A 19,718-nucleotide genomic window follows, 5' to 3' on the forward strand; every position below is an offset into this window, starting at 1 on the left:
AAGGTGCAGAGGGCCGCATGACGCGGGCCCGCGCGACGCGCTTCACGCAATCCTGACCTCCCGGCCAGCTCCGCGCCGGGGCGATGCTTGCTGCGGCCCATGGCGGCGGCTAGGCTTTCGCGGGAAAGATCGGAGGTGTCGATGCGCTGGCTGATCCGTCTGGTGGCTGTGCTCTTCGGGCTCGTGGCCCTGTTTCTCGTGGCGCTGGTGCTCGTGCCGCGCGACCGGCTGGCCGAGCTGGCCGCCCGCCAGTTCGAGGCCGCGACCGGCCGCCCCATGACCCTTTCCGGCGAGGTGCGCCCCTCGGTCTGGCCCAGGCTCGGGGTGCGCACGGGCCCGGTGACGATCGCAAATGCCCCCTGGGCCGCGGGCGAGCCGTTGCTCGAGGCGCGCGCGCTCGAGATCGGGCTCGATACGCTCGCCCTGATGGGAGGCAGCTGGCGGATCAGCCGGGTCGCGCTGGACGAGCCGGTGATCCGCCTCGAGCGCGACGCGGAGGGGCGGGCGAACTGGGACCTGTCGCGCCCGTTGTCCGATCCTGCGCCCGGGGCCGATCCCGCGCCCGCCGCTGCCGCGGGATCGGCCGTGTCGCCCTTCACCCTCGACGAGGGCATCGTGAAGGGCGGGCGGGTTCTCTGGATCGATCACGGCACCGGGCGCCGGGGCGACATTTCCGCCGTTCAGGCGCGGGTGACCCTGCCGGAGCCGGGCGGGCCGGCCGATCTCACCCTCTCGGGTCAGGCGAATGGCCGGGGCTTTGCTGTCGAGGGCCGGCTTGACGAAGCGGGCAGCGCACTGGCCGGCCGGGTCGCGCCGTTGCGCCTGTCGCTCGCCACGGGCAGCGCCCGCATCACCTTCGAGGGCGAGGCCGGCAGCGCGCCGCCGATGGCCGACGGGCGGATCGACGCCGCTCTGGGCGATCTCGGCGATCTGGCGGCGCTTCTTGGCCGCTCCCGGCCGGAGCTGCCCGAAGGGCTGGGGCGCCGTCAGCTCGAGATCGCGGGCCGGCTCACGCTGGCCGAGGGAGGCACCCTGCATCTGCGCGAGGGGCGGGTGACCGCGGATGGCAACCGGCTGGCCGTCGAAGCCGACATGACCCCCGGCGGGGATCGCCCAAGGCTTGATGCGAATGTGCGGGCCGAGGCGCTTGATCTTGCAGGCGTCTCGACACCGGCCGCAGCCGCAGGCCAGCCCGGCGGCGACCGGCAAGGCTGGTCACGCACCCCCATCGACGTCAGCGCCCTTTCGGCGGTGGATCTCGGTCTTGCCCTCTCTGCGGGCAGCATCGACCTCGGACGGCTCAGGCTGGGGGCGACCAAGGCGATCCTGACGCTCGACCGGGCGCGGCTGGTGGCGGACCTGCGCGAGGTGGCCGCCTACGGCGGCAGTCTCACGGGCGAGCTGGTGGTGAACGGGCGGCAGGGCCTTTCGCTTGCGGCGGACCTGACGCTGTCGGGGCTGCAGACCGAGCCCCTTCTGGCCGATCTGGCGGAGTTCGACCGGCTTGCGACGCAAGGGGACGTGCGGCTGAAGCTGCTCGCCTCGGGCCCGCATCAGGAGGCCCTGATGCAGAGCCTGTCGGGCACCGGCTCGATCCGCTTTGGCAAGGGTGAGTTCCGCGGGCTTGATGTGGCGCGGATGGTGCGCACGCTGGATGCGGGCTCGGTGGGCGAGGGGACGCGCACGATCTTCGACAAGCTCGGCGCGAGCTTCACCGTGGAGAAGGGCGTGCTGCGCAACGAGGATCTGGCCCTCGAGGCGCCGCTGATGGGGGCAACGGGCGCGGGATCGGTCGGGTTCGGCGACCGGACGCTTGATTACCGGCTGCTTCCGACGCTCTTGCCGCGCGAGGACGGGACGGGCGGGGTGAGCGTTCCGGTGATCATCGCCGGGCCCTGGGCGGGCCCGCGCACGCGGCTCGACCTCGATGCGCTGGTGCGCCAGCCGGTCGGGCAGCAGGTGAAGGAGCGGATGTCCGAGGAGGCGGCCGAGCGTCTCGGCGTCGTTCCTCAGGAGGGCGAGAGCCTCGAGGAGGCCGCCAAGCGCCGCGCCCGCGAGGCGCTTCAGAACGAGGCCGGGCGGGCGCTGAACAGGTTGCTCGGCGGGAACTGAGGCCGGTGTCCGGTGCCGTGGGCGGACAGGCCGCACACGGGCAAAGGCTGCGTCTCAGCGCCGACGGTCCCGGCGGGCGCTCATGGGTTGGAAGGCTACGCCGACATGGGCTTCGCAATAGGGCTTGCCGGGCGAGGAGGGCAGGCCGCAGAACCAGAAGTCCTCGGTGGCCGGGTCGCCGATCGGCCATTTGCAGGTCCGCTCGGTCAGCTCCATCAGCGTGAGCCGGCGGGCGCGCTTTTCCACCTCGCGGACTGAAGCCAACGCCTCGGGGCTGATCTCGTTGGCCGAGGGCTGCGGCGGCAGGGGCTGGCCCGCGGTCACCAGGGGCTTGCGCAGCGGCACCGGGGCCACCGGCGCAACCGGAGCCGGGGCGGGGCGTTCCGGCGCCGGGCGCGGGTCGGCGCTGCGGGGCGGATCGGCCGGACGTGCCGGTTCGGGGCGCGGGGCCGCCGGGGCCGGGCTCGCGGCGGTCGTGCCGGTGGCGGGCGCGACCTCCTCCTCGATCTCGTCGCGGCTGCCGTTGCCGCCCACACGGTTCGACAGGCCCAGCCGGTGCACCTTGCCGATCACCGCGTTGCGCGTGACGCCCCCGAGCTCCTTGGCGATCTGGCTGGCGCTCTGGCCCTCGGCCCACATTCGCTTCAGGGTCTCGACGCGCTCGTCGGTCCAGGACATGCCGCAACTCCGCTTGAGGGTGGACCCGACGCCGGGCGCCGGGCTTCCGCCGCTCCCCGCCTGTGGGGAGGAAGGGCGAGATTTACACCCGCCCCGGCCGTGTTTCAAGCCGCTCCGGCGCCGCGGCGGGCAGGGGCGGGCGGGCGCGCCCATCCCGGAGGCTTGCGCAAGCGGCTGCGAAACGGATGGACAGCCGGCACGGATCGCGATAGGAGCCGGGCCATGACAAGCCGGACCTGCACCACCGCCGCCCGACGTTGACGCTTTCCAGCGTCCGATCGCGCCTGCGCGCAGCCTTTGCCCGTCCTGCCTTCCTTCCTGACACATCACGTTGACTTGGGGCGCCTCCTCTGGCACCCCTGTGGCTTTCCAAGGGACCCTTGCCGATGATCTCCGCCGTCCTGCCGACCTACAACCGTGCGCCCCTCGCATTCGTGACGGGCGAGGGCTCGTGGCTCACCGCCGAGGACGGCAGCCGATACCTCGACCTCGGCGCAGGGATTGCGGTGAACGCGCTGGGCCACGCCCACCCCGCGCTGGTCGAGACGATCGCGGCGCAGGCCGGCAGGCTCTGGCATGTCTCGAACCTCTACCGCATCCCCGAACAGGAGCGGCTGGCCGAGAAGCTGGTGGAGGCCACCTTCGCCGACACGGTCTTCTTCACCAACTCGGGCACCGAGGCCGCGGAACTCGCCATCAAGATGGTGCGCAAATACTGGTCAGCGAAGGGCCAGCCTGACCGGATCGAGATCCTCTGCTTCGAGGGCGCCTTCCACGGCCGCTCGACCGGCGCCATCGCGGCGGCGGGCTCGGAGAAGATGACCAAGGGCTACGGGCCGCTGATGCCGGGCTTCCGGCAACTGCCCTTCGGCGACCATGAGGCGCTGCGGGCCGCGATCTCGGACAGGACGGCGGCCGTGATGATCGAGCCGGTGCAGGGCGAGGGCGGCATCCGCGTCCTGCCCGACGTCTGCCTGAAAGGCCTGCGTGACGCCTGCGATTCCGTGGGCGCGCTTCTGGTGTTCGACGAGGTTCAGTGCGGCATGGGGCGCACCGGCAAGCTCTTTGCCCACGAATGGGCAGGGATCGAGCCCGACATCATGATGGTGGCCAAGGGCATCGGCGGTGGCTTTCCGCTGGGGGCCTTGCTGGCCAGGGAAGAAGCCGCCGCGCCCATGACCGCGGGCACCCACGGTTCGACCTATGGGGGCAACCCGCTCGGCTGCGCGGTGGGGGCGAAGGTGATGGAGATCATCGCCGACCCGGCCTTCCTCGCCGAGGTGAACCGCAAGGGCGCGCTCTTCCGCCAGAAGCTCGAGGGGCTGGTGGCGGCCCATCCGCAGGTCTTCGAAGAGGTGCGGGGCGCGGGCCTGATGCTCGGCCTGAAGTGCCGGGCGCCGAACACGGATCTGGTGCAGGCGGCCTATGGCGAGCATCTGCTGACCGTGCCCGCGGCCGACAATGTGGTGCGGCTGCTGCCCGCGCTGAACATCCCCGACGAGGACATCGCCGAAGCGGTGGCGCGTCTCGACCGGGCCGCTGGGGCACTGGAAGCCGATGCGGCCTGATCCCTGCCTCGGGGCCGATCCGCGCCCGCGAGCCGGCTTCCTCTCCGGTCGCGCATGAACATCCGGCGGGAGGCGGTGCCCGAGGCCCGCACCCGAGACAGAAGGCCCTTTTCCGTGAACCACTTCCTCGACATCCACAAGACCGACACCGACGCCCTCCGGCAGATGATGGACAGCGCCCACGCGATGAAGGCGGCGCGTCAGGGCCGGCCCAAGGGCCAGCTCGACGATGACCAGCCGCTCGCGGGCCGCATGGTGGCGCTGATCTTCGAGAAGCCCTCGACCCGCACCCGCGTCTCGTTCGACGTGGGCGTGCGGCAGATGGGCGGGCAGACCATGGTGCTCTCGGGCAAGGAGATGCAGCTCGGCCACGGCGAGACCATCGCCGACACGGCGCGCGTGCTCTCGCGCTACGTCGATCTCATCATGATCCGCACCTTCGAGGAGGCGACGCTGCTCGAGATGGCCGAGCACGCCACGGTGCCGGTGATCAACGGGCTCACGAACCGCACCCATCCCTGCCAGATCATGGCCGACGTGATGACCTACGAGGAGCATCGGGGCCCGATCTCGGGGCGCAAGGTGGTCTGGGCGGGCGACGGCAACAATGTCTGCGCCTCGTTCCTGCATGCGGCGGGCCAGTTCGGCTTCGACTTCACCTTCACCGGCCCGCCCACGCTCGACCCCGAGGCCGAGTTCGTGGGCTATGCCCGCGAGAAGGGCCAGCGCGTCTCGATCGAGCGCGACCCGGCACGGGCGGTGGACGGAGCCGATCTCGTGGTGACGGACACCTGGGTGTCGATGCACGATCCGCAATCCGCGCGCGAGCGGCGGCACAACCAGCTTCGGCCCTATCAGGTGAACGAGGCGCTGATGGCGAAGGCGCGGCCCGATGCGCTCTTCATGCACTGCCTGCCTGCGCATCGCGACGACGAGGCCACCAGCGCGGTGATGGATGGCCCCCATTCGGTGATCTTCGACGAGGCCGAGAACCGGCTCCATGCGCAGAAGGCCATCATGCGCTGGTGCCTCGGAACCTGATGGGCTGCCCGGGCCCGGCCACGGCCGGGCCTTGCCCGAAACCGGGCCCCGGCAGATCGCCGGACGGACGGTCCCTCGCGTGGGCGGGCGTGGGCGTGCCTCTCAGGCGTCCCGTTCCGTGGCGGGCCGGACGCGACACCTCCAGCTCGAGACGCGGTATTTCGGGTGGTCCATCACCCACTTCGCAAGCTCGGGCGGCGCGCGGAGCAGGCAGGCTTGCGGGCTGAGATCGTCGCTATAATAGAGGCTGCGCTTCTCGCAGGCCTCGGGGGCGGCACTGAGGCAGGCCACGAAGGCAAGTTCGATCATGTTGACCTCTTCACAGGTGGCAGGTTCCTCCCTGAACACTGCTGATACCGCATGAACCCCTTCGAACCGCTCAAGAGCAGTGCTTTGCGAGACTGCAAGACGGACTTCGAGCGAACAACGTGCAAAATCCTGCAAGGTTGCCACATTCTTTCGTGCCGTGAAATCTGCCGGAGCCGCGCCCGCGCCACTCGGATGGTGGGCGAGGCGCTTTCGGCTCGGGCAGGCGCAGGGGCTTTGGCAGGTTGGGCGGACGGCGCGGTCCGCCGCAGCGCGGCGATTGACACGCCCCGGAGGGTCCGCCACAAATTCCTGCGAGAATTTTCGGGGAGGTCTCCATGAAGAAGGTCTATGACAGCGCGTCCGCCGCGCTGGACGGGCTGCTGTTCGACGGGATGCTGATCGCGGCCGGTGGCTTCGGTCTGTGCGGCATTCCCGAGCTGCTGATCCAGGCGATCCGCGACGCGGGCACCCGGGATCTGACCATCGCGTCGAACAATGCGGGCGTGGACGGCTTCGGTCTGGGCGTGCTGCTCGAGACGCGGCAGGTGAAGAAGATGATCTCCTCCTACGTCGGCGAGAATGCCGAGTTCATGCGCCAGTATCTCTCGGGCGAGCTGGAGCTGGAGTTCAACCCGCAGGGAACGCTCGCCGAGCGGATGCGGGCCGGCGGCGCGGGCATTCCGGGCTTCTACACCAAGACCGGCGTGGGCACCGTGATCGCCGAGGGCAAGGAGCACAAGGAGTTCGACGGCGAGACCTACATCCTCGAGCGCGGCATCGTGGCGGATCTCTCGATCGTCAAGGCCTGGAAGGCGGACCCGTCGGGCAACCTCGTCTTCCGCAAGACGGCGCGCAACTTCAACCCGCCGGCGGCCACCTGCGGCAAGGTCTGCGTGGTCGAGGTCGAGGAGATCGTGCCGCTGGGCAGCCTCGAGCCGGACTCGATCCATCTGCCGGGGATCTATGTGCACCGCCTGATCCAGGGCCAGCACGAGAAACGCATCGAACAGCGCACCGTCCGCAAGCGCGCCTGAGGGGGAGAGAAATCATGGGCTGGGACCGCAACCAGATGGCGGCACGCGCCGCGCAGGAGCTTCAGGACGGCTGGTATGTCAACCTCGGGATCGGCATCCCGACGCTGGTGGCCAACTACATCCCCGAGGGGATCGAGGTGACGCTGCAATCCGAGAACGGGATGCTCGGCATGGGCCCCTTCCCGTTCGAGGGCGAGGAGGATGCCGACCTGATCAACGCCGGAAAGCAGACGATCACCGAACTGCCCAAGACCGCCTACTTCGACAGCGCACAAAGCTTCGCCATGATCCGCGGCGGCAAGATCGCCATGGCGATCCTTGGCGCGATGGAGGTGGCCGAGAACGGAGACCTTGCGAACTGGATGATCCCCGGCAAGCTCGTGAAGGGCATGGGGGGCGCGATGGACCTTGTGGCGGGCGTGCAGCGCGTGGTGGTGGTGATGGACCACACCTCCAAGCACGGCGAGTCGAAGGTGCTGAAGCAATGCACCCTGCCCTTGACCGGCAAGGGGGTCGTGAACCGCATCGTGACCAACCTCGGCGTGCTCGACGTGGTGCCGGGGGGGCTGAAGATCGTGGAATGCGCCGACGGCGTGACGGAAGATGAGATCCGCGCGGCGACGGAGGCCACCATCGTCGCCTGACAGGTCCGGCTCTTCCGGCCGCTGCCAGAGGAGCCGCTCCCTTCCCGCGGGAAGGGGAGGGGCCGCGGACACCTCCGATGCAGGGGCCTGCGGCATCTTCTCCCTACCTCCGGGCGAGGGGGCAGGTTAGGGTTTCCCCATGCAACTCATCGATCCAAACCACCCGTTCTTCCGCCCCGCCTGGCGTCGCTGGGTCACCGGGATCTTCCCGATCGCCTGGTCGGCCGTCGAGCTGTTCGCGCTGGGAAGCCCCGTCTGGGCCGTGATCTTCCTCCTCCTCGGGATCTATGCCTTCTGGGTTCTGGTCATCAAGGGACCGGACGCCGCCTGATCCGGCGGCTCGGTTCCTCGGGCGCAGCGGCCGGGTCGTGCCCGGCCCCTGACCGCGATGCGCTGGCGTCTGCCTCCCCGGTCTGAGACGTCGTGGGCATGGACCATGCCCGCCCGGCGCACCTCAGGTGCCGCGCGGCTTGGCCCGCAGCGTCGGCTCCGCCACCGTCGGATCCTCGGGCCAGGGATGGCGGGGGTAGCGCCCGCGCATGTCGCGGCGGACGTCGGCATAGGAACTTGCCCAGAAGCCCGGAAGATCCATCGTCACCTGCACCGGCCGCTGGCCCGGTGACAGCAGGGTGATCCGCAAGGGCAGCCTTTTGGGCCCCACCGTCGGGTGCACCGTCACGCCGAACATCTCCTGCAGCCGGATCTCGATTCCCGGCGCCTCTCCCTCGTAATCGATCGGCACCTTGCGCCCGAGCGGCGTCTCGAAATGCGCGGGCGCCAGCCGGTCGAGAAGCTGCACCCCCTCCCAGCCGAGGAGGGCGCGCAGCGGCTCGGTCAGGTCGAGGGCGCGCAGATCCGCCTCGGTCCGGCGGGTGCCGAGGTAGGGCAGCAGCCATTCGGGATCGGCCAGCAGCGCCGCGTCCGACGTGTCGGGCATCTCGGCCCCCTCGGCGCGCAACAGGGCGATGCGGGCGCGCAGCCTGCGGGCCGCCTCGCTCCACGGCAGGCCGATCTGGCGCAGCCCCTCGAAGGCCGCGCGGGCCAGCGCCTCGGGGGGCACCTCGGGCCAGGTCCGGTCGTCGAGCACCAGCGCGCCACAGGTTTCCTGCCGCCGCGCCACGACGCGGCCTTCGCGGCGCGACCAGTCGCAGACCGTGCGCCAGCGGATCTGTGGCGCAAACAGCTGGCGCAGTTCGGATTCCGGGATCGGCGCCGCCTGCCGCACCTTCGCCTCGCGCGCGTCGCCGTCGAGATCGGTCGCCACGATCAGCCGCGCGCCCGAGAGCGGCAGGCCCGGTTCCATCGCCGCGCCCTTGCCGCCCGAGAGCACCCAGCGCGGCGCCTCGCCCTTGCGCCTCAGGCCGACCCGGTCGGGATAGGCCAGCGCCGCCATCTGCCCCACCGACAGACCCGCGTCGGGCGTCGCCACCGCGCGGGAGAGCCGGCGGGCCTCGTCCCGGATGCGGGCGAGGGCCGTGCGGTTCACCTCGTGCGGATGCTCGTCCGAGAAGCGCTTCGGATCGGCCAGCGCCGCCAGACGCAGCGCAAGATCGGGCGGCCCCTTCACCGGGTCACGGTTGGCCATCAGCGCGGCAAGCGGCGCGGCGGAGGGCCCCGCCACCGTCAGCATGTGGCCCAGCCGGGGATGGAGCGGCAGACGCGCCAGCCGCTTGCCATGGGCGGTGATCCGGCCATCCTCCAGCGCGCCCAGCCGCTCGAGCAGCCCACGCGCCTCGGCCAGCACGCCGGGATGGGGCGGCGTCAGGAACGGCAGGTCGGCGCTGCCCCAGACCGCCAGCTCGAGCGCAAGCCCGGTCAGATCCGCCGCCTCGATCTCGGCCGGCGGAAAGGCCGCCAGAGCCCCTTCCTCGCCCCGCGTCCACATCCGGTAGCAGATGCCCGCGGCCACACGGCCCGCGCGGCCCCGCCGCTGGTCGGCCTCCGCCCGCGTCACCCGCTCGGTCACCAGCCGCGACATGCCGGAACTCGGATCGAACCGCGCCCGCCGCGCGCGGCCGGCATCGACCACCACCCGCACGCCCGGAATGGTCAGTGAAGTCTCGGCGATCGAGGTGGCCAGCACGATCCGACGCTCCGGGCCTGGCTCGAGCGCCGCGCGCTGGGCCGCGAAGTCGAGCGCGCCGAAGAGCGGCGCCACGCGCACCCCCGGCAGGTCGAGCATGCCCTGCACGCGCCGGATCTCGCCCTCACCCGGCAGGAAGACGAGGATGTCGCCTTGGGTCTCGGCCGCCGCCTGCCGCACGAGGGCCGCCACCTCGGGCTCCAGCCGCGCGCCGGGGGCGAGCGGGCGCGCCAGCCACCGCGTCTCGACCGGGAAGGCGCGTCCCTCCGAGGTCACGACAGGCGCCCCGCCCATCAGATCGGCCACCGGCCCCGCGTCGAGCGTCGCGGACATGGCGACAAGCAGCAGATCCTCGCGCAGCGCGCCCCGCACCTCGAGCGCCAGCGCAAGCCCCAGATCGGCGTTCAGGCTGCGCTCGTGGAACTCGTCGAAGATCAGCGCGCCGATCCCCTCGAGCGCGGGATCGTCCTGGATCATCCGGGTGAGGATGCCCTCGGTCACCACCTCGATGCGGCTGGCCGGCGAGACGCGCGCCTCGCCCCGGATACGGTAGCCGACGGTCTGGCCCACCGGCTCGCCGAGCGTGGCCGCCATCCGCTCGGCGGCCGCCCGCGCCGCCAGACGCCGCGGCTCGAGCATCACGATCCGTTCTCCGGTCAGCCCGGCGCCCAGGATTGCAAGCGGCACGCGCGTGGTCTTGCCTGCCCCGGGCGGTGCCTGGAGCACCCCCATCCGGCGGGTCACGAGCGCCTCCACCAGGGCAGGCAGCGCAGAGTCGATCGGCAGCGTTTCGGTCATGCGCCCTTATGGCCGGACCTCGCGCCCCGCGCCAGAGGCGCGCTAGCGCCGCCGCAGCGTGGCCTTGCCGTAGATCGTGTCCGTCGCCACCTGCATCACGCGCATCCGCCCGTCGGCTGTCGGCTGGTAGTAGAGCGTGAAGGGAAAGCGCGGCTTCTCGGCCATGTCCTCGGGCGAGTAGCCCGCCACGCGCCGGAACTCGCCCGCGCAGCTGACGCCGCCCTCGGTCGCCTTCGGCGTGCCCAGCACCACCTGCGTCCGCCGCCGCCCGTCGAAGATGTCCAGCGACAGCCGGCATTCCTGCCCCGGCTCGACATCCCGGAGCGCGGCGTAGAGGGCCGTCATCGGGTCCACCGTGCCGCGCTGCGCCGCCGGATCCACGTCGTAGGGGCGGGGGGTGCGCGCGGGCGCGTAGCGTTCGACCCTCGGCCCGCCCCGGTCCCAGGTCAGGACCACCTCGGACTGCCGCCGTCCGGTGTCGGCCTTCTCGCTGTAGCGAAGCGCCTCGGGGCGGCCCTGCTCCATCCGCCCACTGGCCTGCGCATCGTAGCGCATCCTGCGGACCAGCCCGAGCAGACCCCCGCTCTGCAGCCGCCCGTTGACGCTGTAGCGTCCCGCCTCCTCGGCGCCACTGAACGAGAAGGTTCCAGCCCGCACACCGCGAAGCACGAGATCGAACGCGGCCTCGTCCGTCCGTGCGGCGGCGGGCACCGCCAGCAGCAGCGCCAGCGCCGCCATCCCGAGAGCCGTGCGCATGGAACCTCCATCTGCCGCATTCTCGCCTCTGGCATATCGCGGGAAGAGAGGGCACAACAGCCCCGCAGTCCGGTTCCGCCCTGACAATCGCGTCAGCGGCCGGAGAGGCTGCGCCCGATCTTGCCGGAGCACCCGATGGACACAGCCGACCTCGCCTCCCGTATCGCCAGCGGCGACCGTCGCGCCCTCGCCCGCGCCATCACGCTCGTCGAAAGCCAGCGCACCGATCACCGCGAACAGGCCCTGGCGCTTCTCGGCCAGCTGGCGGAGACCGGCCGCGAGGCGCTGAGGATCGGTCTGTCGGGCGCGCCGGGCGTCGGCAAATCCACCTTCATCGAGAGCTTCGGGCTGATGCTGACCGGCCAGGGGCTCAGGGTGGCGGTTCTCGCCGTCGATCCCTCCTCCTCCCGCTCGGGCGGCTCGATCCTCGGCGACAAGACCCGGATGGAGCGGCTCTCGCGCGATCCGATGGCCTTCATCCGCCCGTCGCCGTCCCAGAGCCACCTGGGCGGCGTCGCGCGCCGCACCCGCGAGGCTGTGGCGCTCTGCGAGGCGGCGGGCTTCGACGTGATCCTGATCGAGACGGTGGGCGTCGGCCAGTCCGAGACCGTGGTGGCCCAGCTCTGCGACCTCTTCCTTCTGCTCCTCGCCCCCGCGGGCGGCGACGAGCTGCAGGGCGTCAAGCGCGGCATCATGGAGATGGCCGACATCATCCTCGTCAACAAGGCCGACGGCGACCTCAGGCCCGCCGCCATGCGAACCGTGGCGGACTACGCCGGCGCGCTGAGCCTCCTGCGCCGCCGGCCGCAGGATCCCGAGGGCTTTCCCAAGGCGATGCCGGTCTCGGCCATCGAAGAGCAGGGCCTCTCCGATGCCTGGGCCGAGATGCAGGCGCTCGTCGGCTGGCGCCGCGACACCGGACATTTCGCCCGCCGCCGGTCCGAGCAGTCCCGCCACTGGTTCGAGGAAGAGGTCCGCCAGGGCCTCCTCTCCGTCCTGAGCCGCCCGGGCCCCGCGCGCGAGGCCATGAGCCGGCTGGGCGAGGCCGTCACCCGCGGCGATCTCACCCCCGAGGCGGCCGCCGCCCGGATGCTCGCCTCTATTTGATCCCTTCATTCTCGCTCAAATATCCCGCGGGGGTGCGGGGGCGCGAAGCCCCCGCCGCGGGTGGCCATTCTCGGCCCCATCGGCCGCTCGCTCCGAACCGCCCTGAATCGCTTGACGCCGCTCCGCTTTGCCCCTAAACGGCCCCGATGGAATTCGGCGCGCTGCCTCTGGCGGTGCCCTTCATGCACAACCGTGCAGTCGATGCACAACCACGAGGATCACGACCATGTCGCGCGTCTGCGAACTTAGCGGTAAGGCTCCGATGACCGGCAACACGGTCAGCCACGCCAACAACAAGAGCCGTCGGCGCTTCCTGCCGAACCTGAACGACGTCACCCTGATCTCGGACGTTCTGGGCCAGTCCTTCAAGCTGCGCATCTCGGCCGCGGCCCTGCGCACCGTGGACCACCGTGGCGGGCTCGACGCCTTCCTCGCGAAGGCCCGGGACGAAGAGCTGTCGCTCAAGGCCCTCGCCATCAAGAAAGAGATCGAGAAGGTCCGCGCCACCGCCGCCTGATCCGGCTCGGCGCTCATCGGCCTCGGCCCCGCCAGTCGGCGGGGTCTTTGCTTTTGGGCCTTTGGCATGGCGGCGGAAAGCGCGGCCGCGGTGGACTCGGTCGGGTTTCCCCTGCCGCCGCGCCGCCGGTCAGCGGCGGCTCTTGTCCAGGGCTTGCACCGCCAGCTGTTGAGCCAGCGCAAGCTCGCCGCCGATGCCGGCTTGTTGCGGGCGCTTGGGCCCCTATGATCCGGTGCATGATGCGCCCCGTGCTGGCCTGCCTTCTCTCCCTCGTTCTTGCGGCCGCCTCTCTGACGGTCTCGGCCGCGCATGGTCCGGCGGCGGCACGGCAGGTAGTGATCTGCACCGGCCATGGTGTCGCCACCATCGCGCTCGACCGCGAGGGCAGGCCGGTCGGACCGGTTCACCCCTGCCCGGACTGTCTGGCGGGGCTGGGCACGGCGGTTGCCCCACCTTTCGGTCCTATGCCCCGCGCGCCGCTCTTGCGCGGCGAGGGACTCCCGCGCTCTGCGCCCGTTGTGGCCGCAAGCCTTCCCTCTCCTGCTCCCTGTGCCCGCGATCCGCCGGCGCCTGCCGCCTGACGCATCCCCAGCCCGTTTCACAGGAGAGACCCATGACACCGTTCAAGACGCTGCTCGCGGCCGCCGCCGTCACCTTCGCCCTGCCGGCCTTCGCCGACAGCAACATTGCCGTCCGGGACGCCTATGCCCGCGTCTCAAGCCCCGCCGCGAAATCCGGGGCCATCTTCATGGTGATCGAGAATCTCGGCACCACCGCCGACCGGCTGGTGTCGGCCGCTTCCGAGGCCGCCGCCAGGGTCGAGCTTCACACCCATCTCGCGGGTGAGGACGGGATCGTGCGGATGGTCGAGGTGGCCGAGGGGTTCGAGGTTCCCGCCCACGACAGCCATGCGCTCGCCCGCGGCGGCGACCATGTCATGCTGATGGGCCTCACGCGGCCGCTGCAGGAGGGCGACGAGGTGGCGCTTACGCTCACCTTCGAGAGCGGCGCGCGGGTGGATCTCAGCGTGCCCGTGGACCCCACCCGAGAGGATGCGGCGGCCCACCAGATGCAGGGCATGGATCACGCGCACTGACCGGGCGCGGGGGCAGGGCGCGCCGGAGCGCGCGCCCTTATAGGCTCAGCCGCAGTAGGCCTGAGCCGCCTCTCCGAAGGATTTGTAGCGCCGCCAGAAGGCCGAATCCGAGCTGCGCCCCGAGAAGCGCACTTCCTGCGCCTCGTCCGGGTTGGCAAAGAACTTCGCCGCCCGGCGCTGGTCGGCCGAAGGCAGGGTCATGTCGGCCACCTGCTGGATGCAGTTGCATGTGGACGCATTGGCCGCCTGCCGGTCAGAGCGCAGGCAGGCCCGCTCGATCGGGCCGCCGGCAGCGGCAAGGGACGGAAGGACAAGCACGGCAAGCGCCGCCGCAAGGGCCGGTTTCTTCATGTTCTGCCTCGTTCACTGCTCCGGCAGGTTGGTCCCGCCGTTTTCGATGTCCGAAGACTATGCCGCAAAAGCGGCTTTTCTTCAAAGCGATTCGATGGTTGGCGGACGTTCCTCACGGATCACGCTCCCGCGAGGGGCCGCCGACGCCGGTCGCGCGCGTAGCGTTCGGGGGCTGAGGGGCCCCCGCGGGCGAGAATCGCGCGGCCCTGACGGCCCGGATCGTTCCCCCGCTTCCCCCGGCGATCCTCGGCGCGAAGAGCCTGCTCCGGTGGATCCTTTGAGCCGTGAACCGGCGCGGCGCGCGGCGTGGTTTCTGGCCTTGCTGGCCTCTTCCCGGCGGGCCCGGGACAGGATATACGCCGCGCATGACCCAGCTCGACCTCATCCGCAACTTTTCCATCGTGGCCCACATCGACCACGGCAAATCCACCCTCGCCGACCGGCTGATCCAGTTGACGGGGACGGTGGCCGAGCGGGACATGAAGGCCCAGATCCTCGACTCGATGGAGATCGAGCGCGAGCGCGGCATCACCATCAAGGCCAACACGGTGCGGATCGAATATCCGGCCAGGGACGGCAAGACCTACGTCCTGAACCTGATCGACACGCCCGGCCACGTGGACTTCGCCTACGAGGTCAGCCGCTCGATGCGCGCGGTCGAGGGCTCGCTCCTGGTGGTGGATGCGTCGCAAGGGGTCGAGGCGCAGACGCTGGCCAACGTCTATCAGGCGCTGGATGCGGGGCACGAGATCGTCCCCGTCCTGAACAAGATCGACCTGCCGGCGGCCGAACCCGAGCGGGTGAAGTCGCAGATCGAGGATGTGATCGGCCTCGACGCCTCGGACGCGGTGCTGATCTCGGCCAAGTCGGGCCTCGGGATCCCCGACGTGCTCGAGGCGATCGTCACGCGCCTGCCGCCGCCCAAGGGCAACCGCGAGGCGCCGCTCAAGGCGATGCTGGTGGACAGCTGGTACGACGCCTATCTCGGCGTGGTCGTGATGATCCGCGTGATGGACGGCGTCATCCGCAAGGGCGACCGGGTGAAGATGATGCAGACCGGCGCGGTCTATGGCATCGACCGGCTGGCCGTGCTCAAGCCGCAGATGGTGGACATCGCGGAACTGGGGCCGGGCGAGATCGGCGTGCTGACCGCCTCGATCAAGCAGGTGCGCGACACGCGGGTGGGCGACACGATCACCCACGAGAAGAAGGGCTGCGAGGCGCCGCTGCCGGGCTTCAAGCCCGCGCAGCCGGTGGTGTTCTGCGGTCTCTTCCCGGTCGATGCCAACGATTTCGAGGGCTTGCGTGAAGCGATCGAGAAGCTCGCGCTGAACGACGCCTCTTTCACCTACGAGATGGAGACCTCGGCGGCGCTCGGCTTCGGCTTCCGCTGCGGCTTCCTCGGCCTGCTGCATCTGGAGGTCGTGCGCGACCGTCTGGAACGCGAATATGACCTCGATCTGATCACCACGGCGCCCTCGGTGGTCTATCAGATCTACATGCGCGACGGCACGGTGCAGGAGTTGCACAACCCCACCGACATGCCCGACCTGACGCTGGTGGACCATATCGAGGAGCCGCGCATCCGCGCCACGATCATGGTGCCCGACGAGTATCTCGGCGATGTGCTGAAGCTGTGTCAGGACCGGCGCGGCATCCAGCTCGACCTGAGCTATGCCGGGTCGCGTGCGATGGTGGTCTATGACCTGCCGCTGAACGAGGTGGTGTTCGACTTCTACGACCGGCTGAAGTCGGTGACGAAGGGCTACGCGAGCTTCGATTACCAGATCACCGGCTACCGCGAGGATTTCCTCGTGAAGATGTCGATCCTCGTGAACGACGAGCCGGTGGATGCGCTGTCGATGATGGTGCACCGCGACCGCGCCGATCTGCGCGGCCGGGCGATGGTCGAGAAGCTGAAGGAGCTGATCCCGCGGCACATGTTCAAGATCCCGATCCAGGCGGCGATCGGCGGCCGGGTCATCGCGCGCGAGACGATCTCGGCCATGCGCAAGGACGTGACGGCCAAGTGCTACGGCGGCGACGCGACGCGGAAGCGCAAGCTGCTGGACAAGCAGAAGGCCGGCAAGAAGAAGATGCGCCAGTTCGGCAAGGTCGAGATTCCGCAGCAGGCCTTCATCAACGCGCTGAAGATGGACAGCTGAGATGCTGGAAGCGGCGCCTTCCGGCGCCGCTTCGGGCGCTTACATGCCGGCCTGAGCCTCGCGCGACTCCTGGCTGATCGCGCTGCCGGCAGCCGAGAGATCCTGCCCCGCACCTTCGACGGTTTGGCAGGCGGCCAGACCCATGACGGCGAGAAGCGGCAGGAGAAGGAAAGACTTCTTCATGGTGAAACTCCGTGGTTGCTCGCCTTCGAACGCGCGGCGGCGCCCCGACGTTCCCGACGCGGGGCGGGCTTGAACCCGTCCTTAAGGATCCTGTGGCTCACTGCGCGCATGATCCAGCTTGTTCTCGCGTTTCTCCTGACGGTCCTTGCGGTTCTTGCCGCGGCGCCCCTTCTCCCGAACCGGGAGCTTTCGGTGCCGCTCCAGGGGCAGGGCCGTGACACTGGTGATCCATTGCTACGGGCTGTGCCTGCACGCATCCGCGACGGGCCGAGCCGGCCGTTGCCGCCGTTGATCCTCATCCCGTGGCCGCGCGTGACATGAGGCGGCCGTGCCTCTGATCCGAAGGGCCGGACCATCCGCAGCCTTCCCCTTTCCCGTGGCGCACTAGGTTTGAGGGGGCACAGGATGGTGGGTTGATGGACGGCACGGCGGGCGGAGCGACATGGCGGGGCGGGGTGGTGCCGCTCGGTGCAGGTCTGGCCGCGCTTCTGGCGCTGTGGGGCGGCCCGCTGCCTGAACTCGCCCGGATCTCCTTCGCGTGGCACATGATCCTGCATCTGGGCGTGATCCTCGGGGCAGCGCCGCTGGTCGCGATCGGGCTCTCGCAGATCGCGCCGCTGCGCGCGCAGTGGCCGATCGCTCTTGCCGTCGCGGCCTCCCTGGTCGAGCTGGCCGTGGTCTGGGGCTGGCACGCGCCGCGCCTGCATGAGGCGGCCGCGCTCGATCCCCTGCTGTTTCTCGTGCAGCAAGCAAGCTTTCTGGTGGCGGGCGTCCTCGTCTGGCTGCCCGGGCTTGCACCGGGCAAGGCCGCGGCCGCGGCGGGCCTTCTCGCCATGCTCTTCTCGCTCATGCACATGACGATGCTGGGCGTGCTTCTGACGCTGGCGCCGCGGCTGCTCTATGCGCCCGAGATCTGCGGCACGGCCTTCGGGCTCGACCCGCTGGGAAACCAGCGCCTCGGAGGCGCGATGATGGCGGTGGCGGGGCTGGTTCCCTACCTCGGCGGCGCCGCCCTCTTCACGCGGCGCCTCACGCGGGCCGGCTGAGGATCAGCGCAGGCGCCACATGGCGGCAATGTAAGCCGCCGTCATCAGGTCGAGATGCGCCCCGCCTCCGTTCTTGGCCAGCGTGATCTCCTCGTCGGACCGGCGCGCGTAGAGGCCCGAGGCGAGATCGTAGTAGTCCGCGCGGATGTCGGCCTCGGTGATGATGCCGCGGTCGAGCGGATCCTGGATCTCGCCGATATGCCCGATCGTGGTCTTTCGCGAGTCGACGAAGAGGGTGGCGCGCCGGATCGCCTCGTCATCGACCTCGCGCATGTCGGGCCGGTAGGCGCCGATCAGGTCGAGGTGCGTGCCGGGTTTCAGCCATGCGCCCTTCACCACCGGATCGTGGCTCATGGTGGCGGTGCAGATGATGTCGGCCGCCCGGACCGCGCCCTCGAGATCCTCGGTCGCGCGCACCCGCGGCCCCTCCATCGCGCGCGCCTTCTCGGGCGAGCGGTTCCAGACCGTGAAGCGCGCGTGAGGGAAATGGCTCGAATAGGCTTCGATCATGGATCGCGCCACATTGCCCGCGCCCACCAGCAGGATCTCGCGGCTGTCGCGCCGGGCAAGGGTCTTCGCCGCCAGGAGGCTGTCGCCCGCCGTCTTCCATTTGGTCACGAGATGGAAATCGACCAGCGCCTCAAGCGTGCCGTCCCGGTCGGAATAGAGGGTCACCGCGCCGTTGACCGTGGGCTTGCCCGCGGCCCCGTTGCCCGGAAAGATGGTCGCCGTCTTCACGAGCTGGCCCAGCCCGTCAATCCAGGCCGCCCGCGAGAGCAGCGTGTCCTTGCCGCGGTAGAGGAAGATGTCCGCTACCTCGGCCCGCGGCAGCTTGTGGCCCTGTGCGAGCGCCGTGGTCAGCCCGTGCCAGTTCAGATGCGCCTCGGCCTCGGGGCCGATGATCTCGATGCTCATGTTCCTGCCTCATCCTGTCCTGCGCCGCGCGCCGCTTCCGCTGCCTTGCGCATCGCACGTTCCAGCGCGTCGAGAAAGCGCGACCGGTCGGCCCTGGAGAAGGGCCGCCCGCCGCCCTGCCGGAACGGATCGGCCGACCGCAGGTCGGCCATCAGGTCGCGCGTGGCCAGTGCGTTGCCGATGTTGGCCGTGGTCAGCGTCTCGCCAGTGGGCTTGACGACCAGGGCCCCCGCCGCCACGGCCTTCGCGGCAAGCGGGATGTCCGAGGTCACCACGACATCGCCCGTGCCCGCCCGCTCGGCGATCCACTTGTCGGCGGCATCCGGCCCCTCGGGCACGAAGACGCTCTCGACAAGCGGATGGGCCGGAGGCCGGATGCCGCCGTTCGACACGAGAAACATCCGCACCCCGTGCCGCACGGCGACCCGCTCTGCCTCGGCCTTCACCGGGCAGGCGTCGGCGTCGATGTAGAGCTCAGTCATACAGGGCTTCGGCGTGGAACTGGATATGGTCCTCCATGAAGGTCGAAACGAAGAAGTAGCTGTGGTCGTAGCCCGGCTGCATGCGGAAGATGCCCTGCTGGCGCCGCGCCATCATCGCCTCGGCCAGCGCCTCGGGCTTGAGCGACTCGAGGAACTGGTCCGAGGCGCCCTGGTCGATCAGGATCGGCCCGTCGAAGCCACGCTTCTTCATCAGCAGGACCGAATCGTGCGGCGCCCACTTGCTCTCGTCCGCCCCGAGATAGGCCGTGAGCTGCTTGCGCCCCCAGTCCGACGCCGTCGGATTGGTGATCGGAGCGAAGGCCGAGACCGAGCGGAACCGCCCCGGAAAGCTCATGGCGATGGTCAGCGCGCCGTGGCCCCCCATCGAATGCCCCATGATCGACTGCCGGCTCTCGTCGAGCGGAAAGGCCGAGAACAGGACGCGGGGCAGATCCTCGGTGATGTAGTCCCACATGCGGAAGTTCGTGGACCAGGGCGCCTCGGTGGCGTTGACGTAGAAGCCGGCGCCCTGGCCCAGTGCGTAATTCTCGTCATCCGGCACGCCCTCGCCCCGCGGCGATGTGTCGGGAAAGACCAGCGCCAGCCCCTCCTGCGCCGCCCATTTCTGCGCGCCCGCCTTCACCATCGCGTTCTCGTGGGTGCAGGTGAGGCCCGAGAGATACCAGACCAGCGGCACCGCCTCGTTCTCGGCCTCGGGCGGCAGGAACAGCCCGAAAGTCATGTCGCAGCCCGTGATCTGCGACGTGTGGCTGTAGACGCCCTGCGTTCCGCCAAAGCAACGGCTCTCAGAGATGGTCTTCATGGTGGTCTCC

20 protein-coding genes are annotated in these 19,718 nt (G+C 70.2%); 11 read left to right on the forward strand and 9 right to left on the reverse strand.

Annotated features, from left to right (window positions below):
• Positions 1-141: 141 nt before the first annotated feature.
• Entirely contained in the window at positions 142-2,112 is a 1,971-nt protein-coding gene (locus FG154_RS04045) for an AsmA family protein (protein ID WP_145104598.1), read from the forward strand.
• A 54-nt stretch (positions 2,113-2,166) separates the two neighbouring features.
• Here the strand turns inward: FG154_RS04045 and FG154_RS04050 are convergent, their stop codons facing one another.
• On the reverse strand, positions 2,167-2,790 hold the full coding sequence (locus FG154_RS04050) for a GcrA family cell cycle regulator (protein ID WP_145104600.1): 624 nt from the start codon (positions 2,788-2,790) through the stop codon (positions 2,167-2,169).
• Between the two features lie 386 nt (positions 2,791-3,176).
• On the opposite strand from FG154_RS04050, the gene FG154_RS04055 reads away from it, so the two are divergent.
• Both FG154_RS04055 and argF read left to right on the forward strand, forming a co-directional pair.
• On the forward strand, positions 3,177-4,358 hold the full coding sequence (locus FG154_RS04055) for an aspartate aminotransferase family protein (RefSeq protein WP_145104602.1): 1,182 nt from the start codon (positions 3,177-3,179) through the stop codon (positions 4,356-4,358).
• A gap of 114 nt (positions 4,359-4,472) precedes the next feature.
• A complete protein-coding gene (gene argF / locus FG154_RS04060) occupies positions 4,473-5,399 on the forward strand; it encodes an ornithine carbamoyltransferase (RefSeq protein ID WP_145104604.1) in 927 nt (308 codons plus the stop codon).
• A gap of 102 nt (positions 5,400-5,501) precedes the next feature.
• On the opposite strand, the gene FG154_RS04065 is transcribed toward argF, so the two are convergent.
• Entirely contained in the window at positions 5,502-5,708 is a 207-nt protein-coding gene (locus tag FG154_RS04065) for a hypothetical protein (RefSeq protein WP_145104606.1), read from the reverse strand.
• A 335-nt stretch (positions 5,709-6,043) separates the two neighbouring features.
• Here FG154_RS04065 and FG154_RS04070 point away from each other — a divergent pair, with 335 nt between their 5' ends.
• The 3 genes from FG154_RS04070 (at position 6,044) to FG154_RS04080 (ending at position 7,717) form a co-directional block, all read left to right on the forward strand.
• Positions 6,044-6,742, forward strand: a complete 699-nt coding sequence (locus FG154_RS04070) for a CoA transferase subunit A (protein ID WP_011910051.1) — start codon at positions 6,044-6,046, stop codon at positions 6,740-6,742.
• 14 nt (positions 6,743-6,756) lie between these two features.
• Positions 6,757-7,386, forward strand: coding sequence for a CoA transferase subunit B (locus tag FG154_RS04075; RefSeq protein ID WP_145104608.1), 630 nt, complete (start codon positions 6,757-6,759; stop codon positions 7,384-7,386).
• Positions 7,387-7,525: 139 nt separating this feature from the next.
• Positions 7,526-7,717 carry a hypothetical protein gene (locus tag FG154_RS04080; RefSeq protein ID WP_011910053.1) on the forward strand — a complete coding sequence of 64 codons (192 nt, stop codon included), beginning with the start codon at positions 7,526-7,528 and terminating at the stop codon, positions 7,715-7,717.
• A 123-nt stretch (positions 7,718-7,840) separates the two neighbouring features.
• Here FG154_RS04080 and hrpB read toward each other — a convergent pair whose 3' ends face one another.
• Both hrpB and FG154_RS04090 read right to left on the reverse strand, forming a co-directional pair.
• On the reverse strand, positions 7,841-10,267 hold the full coding sequence (gene hrpB, locus FG154_RS04085; RefSeq protein ID WP_145104610.1) for an ATP-dependent helicase HrpB: 2,427 nt from the start codon (positions 10,265-10,267) through the stop codon (positions 7,841-7,843).
• 42 nt (positions 10,268-10,309) lie between these two features.
• Positions 10,310-11,023 carry a DUF3108 domain-containing protein gene (locus tag FG154_RS04090; protein ID WP_145104612.1) on the reverse strand — a complete coding sequence of 238 codons (714 nt, stop codon included), beginning with the start codon at positions 11,021-11,023 and terminating at the stop codon, positions 10,310-10,312.
• A gap of 135 nt (positions 11,024-11,158) precedes the next feature.
• On the opposite strand from FG154_RS04090, the gene meaB reads away from it, so the two are divergent.
• The 3 genes from meaB to FG154_RS04110 all read left to right on the forward strand — a co-directional run bounded on the left by meaB (position 11,159) and on the right by FG154_RS04110 (position 13,743).
• Positions 11,159-12,130, forward strand: coding sequence for a methylmalonyl Co-A mutase-associated GTPase MeaB (gene meaB / locus FG154_RS04095; RefSeq protein ID WP_145104614.1), 972 nt, complete (start codon positions 11,159-11,161; stop codon positions 12,128-12,130).
• A 226-nt stretch (positions 12,131-12,356) separates the two neighbouring features.
• Positions 12,357-12,647 (forward strand): 50S ribosomal protein L28, encoded by a 291-nt coding sequence (rpmB, locus tag FG154_RS04100; RefSeq protein ID WP_011910057.1) that lies wholly within the window; start codon positions 12,357-12,359, stop codon positions 12,645-12,647.
• A gap of 613 nt (positions 12,648-13,260) precedes the next feature.
• On the forward strand, positions 13,261-13,743 hold the full coding sequence (locus tag FG154_RS04110) for a copper chaperone PCu(A)C (protein WP_145104618.1): 483 nt from the start codon (positions 13,261-13,263) through the stop codon (positions 13,741-13,743).
• 45 nt (positions 13,744-13,788) lie between these two features.
• Here FG154_RS04110 and FG154_RS04115 read toward each other — a convergent pair whose 3' ends face one another.
• Positions 13,789-14,094: a hypothetical protein gene (locus tag FG154_RS04115; protein WP_145104620.1), complete on the reverse strand. Its 306-nt coding sequence runs from the start codon at positions 14,092-14,094 to the stop codon at positions 13,789-13,791.
• A gap of 365 nt (positions 14,095-14,459) precedes the next feature.
• On the opposite strand from FG154_RS04115, the gene lepA reads away from it, so the two are divergent.
• Positions 14,460-16,259, forward strand: a complete 1,800-nt coding sequence (gene lepA, locus FG154_RS04120; protein WP_145104622.1) for a translation elongation factor 4 — start codon at positions 14,460-14,462, stop codon at positions 16,257-16,259.
• 39 nt (positions 16,260-16,298) lie between these two features.
• Here lepA and FG154_RS04125 read toward each other — a convergent pair whose 3' ends face one another.
• Positions 16,299-16,442, reverse strand: a complete 144-nt coding sequence (locus tag FG154_RS04125; RefSeq protein WP_145104624.1) for an entericidin A/B family lipoprotein — start codon at positions 16,440-16,442, stop codon at positions 16,299-16,301.
• Positions 16,443-16,858: 416 nt separating this feature from the next.
• Here FG154_RS04125 and FG154_RS04130 point away from each other — a divergent pair, with 416 nt between their 5' ends.
• Positions 16,859-17,488, forward strand: coding sequence for a cytochrome c oxidase assembly protein (locus tag FG154_RS04130; protein WP_145104626.1), 630 nt, complete (start codon positions 16,859-16,861; stop codon positions 17,486-17,488).
• Positions 17,489-17,491: 3 nt separating this feature from the next.
• On the opposite strand, the gene FG154_RS04135 is transcribed toward FG154_RS04130, so the two are convergent.
• From FG154_RS04135 to fghA, 3 genes are read right to left on the reverse strand one after another with little or no spacing between them, the layout of a single operon-like run.
• Positions 17,492-18,403, reverse strand: a complete 912-nt coding sequence (locus FG154_RS04135) for an ornithine cyclodeaminase family protein (RefSeq protein WP_145104628.1) — start codon at positions 18,401-18,403, stop codon at positions 17,492-17,494.
• Positions 18,400-18,885 (reverse strand): YaiI/YqxD family protein, encoded by a 486-nt coding sequence (locus FG154_RS04140; protein ID WP_145104630.1) that lies wholly within the window; start codon positions 18,883-18,885, stop codon positions 18,400-18,402. The genes FG154_RS04135 and FG154_RS04140 overlap by 4 nt, the downstream gene beginning before the upstream one ends.
• On the reverse strand, positions 18,878-19,708 hold the full coding sequence (gene fghA / locus FG154_RS04145; RefSeq protein WP_145104632.1) for an S-formylglutathione hydrolase: 831 nt from the start codon (positions 19,706-19,708) through the stop codon (positions 18,878-18,880). Before fghA ends, FG154_RS04140 begins: the two co-directional genes overlap by 8 nt.
• Between the last annotated feature and the right edge of the window lie 10 nt (positions 19,709-19,718).

This window comes from Cereibacter sediminicola (assembly GCF_007668225.1).
Taxonomy (GTDB): Bacteria; Pseudomonadota; Alphaproteobacteria; order Rhodobacterales; family Rhodobacteraceae; genus Cereibacter_A; species Cereibacter_A azotoformans.

What these genes read in the sequence shown, in the direction of transcription:
- lepA (WP_145104622.1), top strand. Translation starts at nt 14,460, where the DNA reads ATGACCCAGCTCGACCTCATCCGCAACTTTTCCATCGTGGCCCACATC.
- FG154_RS04125 (WP_145104624.1), bottom strand. Translation starts at nt 16,442, where the DNA reads ATGAAGAAGTCTTTCCTTCTCCTGCCGCTTCTCGCCGTCATGGGTCTG.
- FG154_RS04070 (WP_011910051.1), top strand. Translation starts at nt 6,044, where the DNA reads ATGAAGAAGGTCTATGACAGCGCGTCCGCCGCGCTGGACGGGCTGCTG.
- FG154_RS04135 (WP_145104628.1), bottom strand. Translation starts at nt 18,403, where the DNA reads ATGAGCATCGAGATCATCGGCCCCGAGGCCGAGGCGCATCTGAACTGG.
- FG154_RS04045 (WP_145104598.1), top strand. Translation starts at nt 142, where the DNA reads ATGCGCTGGCTGATCCGTCTGGTGGCTGTGCTCTTCGGGCTCGTGGCC.
- meaB (WP_145104614.1), top strand. Translation starts at nt 11,159, where the DNA reads ATGGACACAGCCGACCTCGCCTCCCGTATCGCCAGCGGCGACCGTCGC.
- hrpB (WP_145104610.1), bottom strand. Translation starts at nt 10,267, where the DNA reads ATGACCGAAACGCTGCCGATCGACTCTGCGCTGCCTGCCCTGGTGGAG.
- FG154_RS04050 (WP_145104600.1), bottom strand. Translation starts at nt 2,790, where the DNA reads ATGTCCTGGACCGACGAGCGCGTCGAGACCCTGAAGCGAATGTGGGCC.
- FG154_RS04065 (WP_145104606.1), bottom strand. Translation starts at nt 5,708, where the DNA reads ATGATCGAACTTGCCTTCGTGGCCTGCCTCAGTGCCGCCCCCGAGGCC.
- FG154_RS04090 (WP_145104612.1), bottom strand. Translation starts at nt 11,023, where the DNA reads ATGCGCACGGCTCTCGGGATGGCGGCGCTGGCGCTGCTGCTGGCGGTG.
- rpmB (WP_011910057.1), top strand. Translation starts at nt 12,357, where the DNA reads ATGTCGCGCGTCTGCGAACTTAGCGGTAAGGCTCCGATGACCGGCAAC.
- FG154_RS04130 (WP_145104626.1), top strand. Translation starts at nt 16,859, where the DNA reads ATGGACGGCACGGCGGGCGGAGCGACATGGCGGGGCGGGGTGGTGCCG.
- FG154_RS04055 (WP_145104602.1), top strand. Translation starts at nt 3,177, where the DNA reads ATGATCTCCGCCGTCCTGCCGACCTACAACCGTGCGCCCCTCGCATTC.
- FG154_RS04080 (WP_011910053.1), top strand. Translation starts at nt 7,526, where the DNA reads ATGCAACTCATCGATCCAAACCACCCGTTCTTCCGCCCCGCCTGGCGT.
- fghA (WP_145104632.1), bottom strand. Translation starts at nt 19,708, where the DNA reads ATGAAGACCATCTCTGAGAGCCGTTGCTTTGGCGGAACGCAGGGCGTC.
- FG154_RS04140 (WP_145104630.1), bottom strand. Translation starts at nt 18,885, where the DNA reads ATGACTGAGCTCTACATCGACGCCGACGCCTGCCCGGTGAAGGCCGAG.
- FG154_RS04075 (WP_145104608.1), top strand. Translation starts at nt 6,757, where the DNA reads ATGGGCTGGGACCGCAACCAGATGGCGGCACGCGCCGCGCAGGAGCTT.
- FG154_RS04115 (WP_145104620.1), bottom strand. Translation starts at nt 14,094, where the DNA reads ATGAAGAAACCGGCCCTTGCGGCGGCGCTTGCCGTGCTTGTCCTTCCG.
- FG154_RS04110 (WP_145104618.1), top strand. Translation starts at nt 13,261, where the DNA reads ATGACACCGTTCAAGACGCTGCTCGCGGCCGCCGCCGTCACCTTCGCC.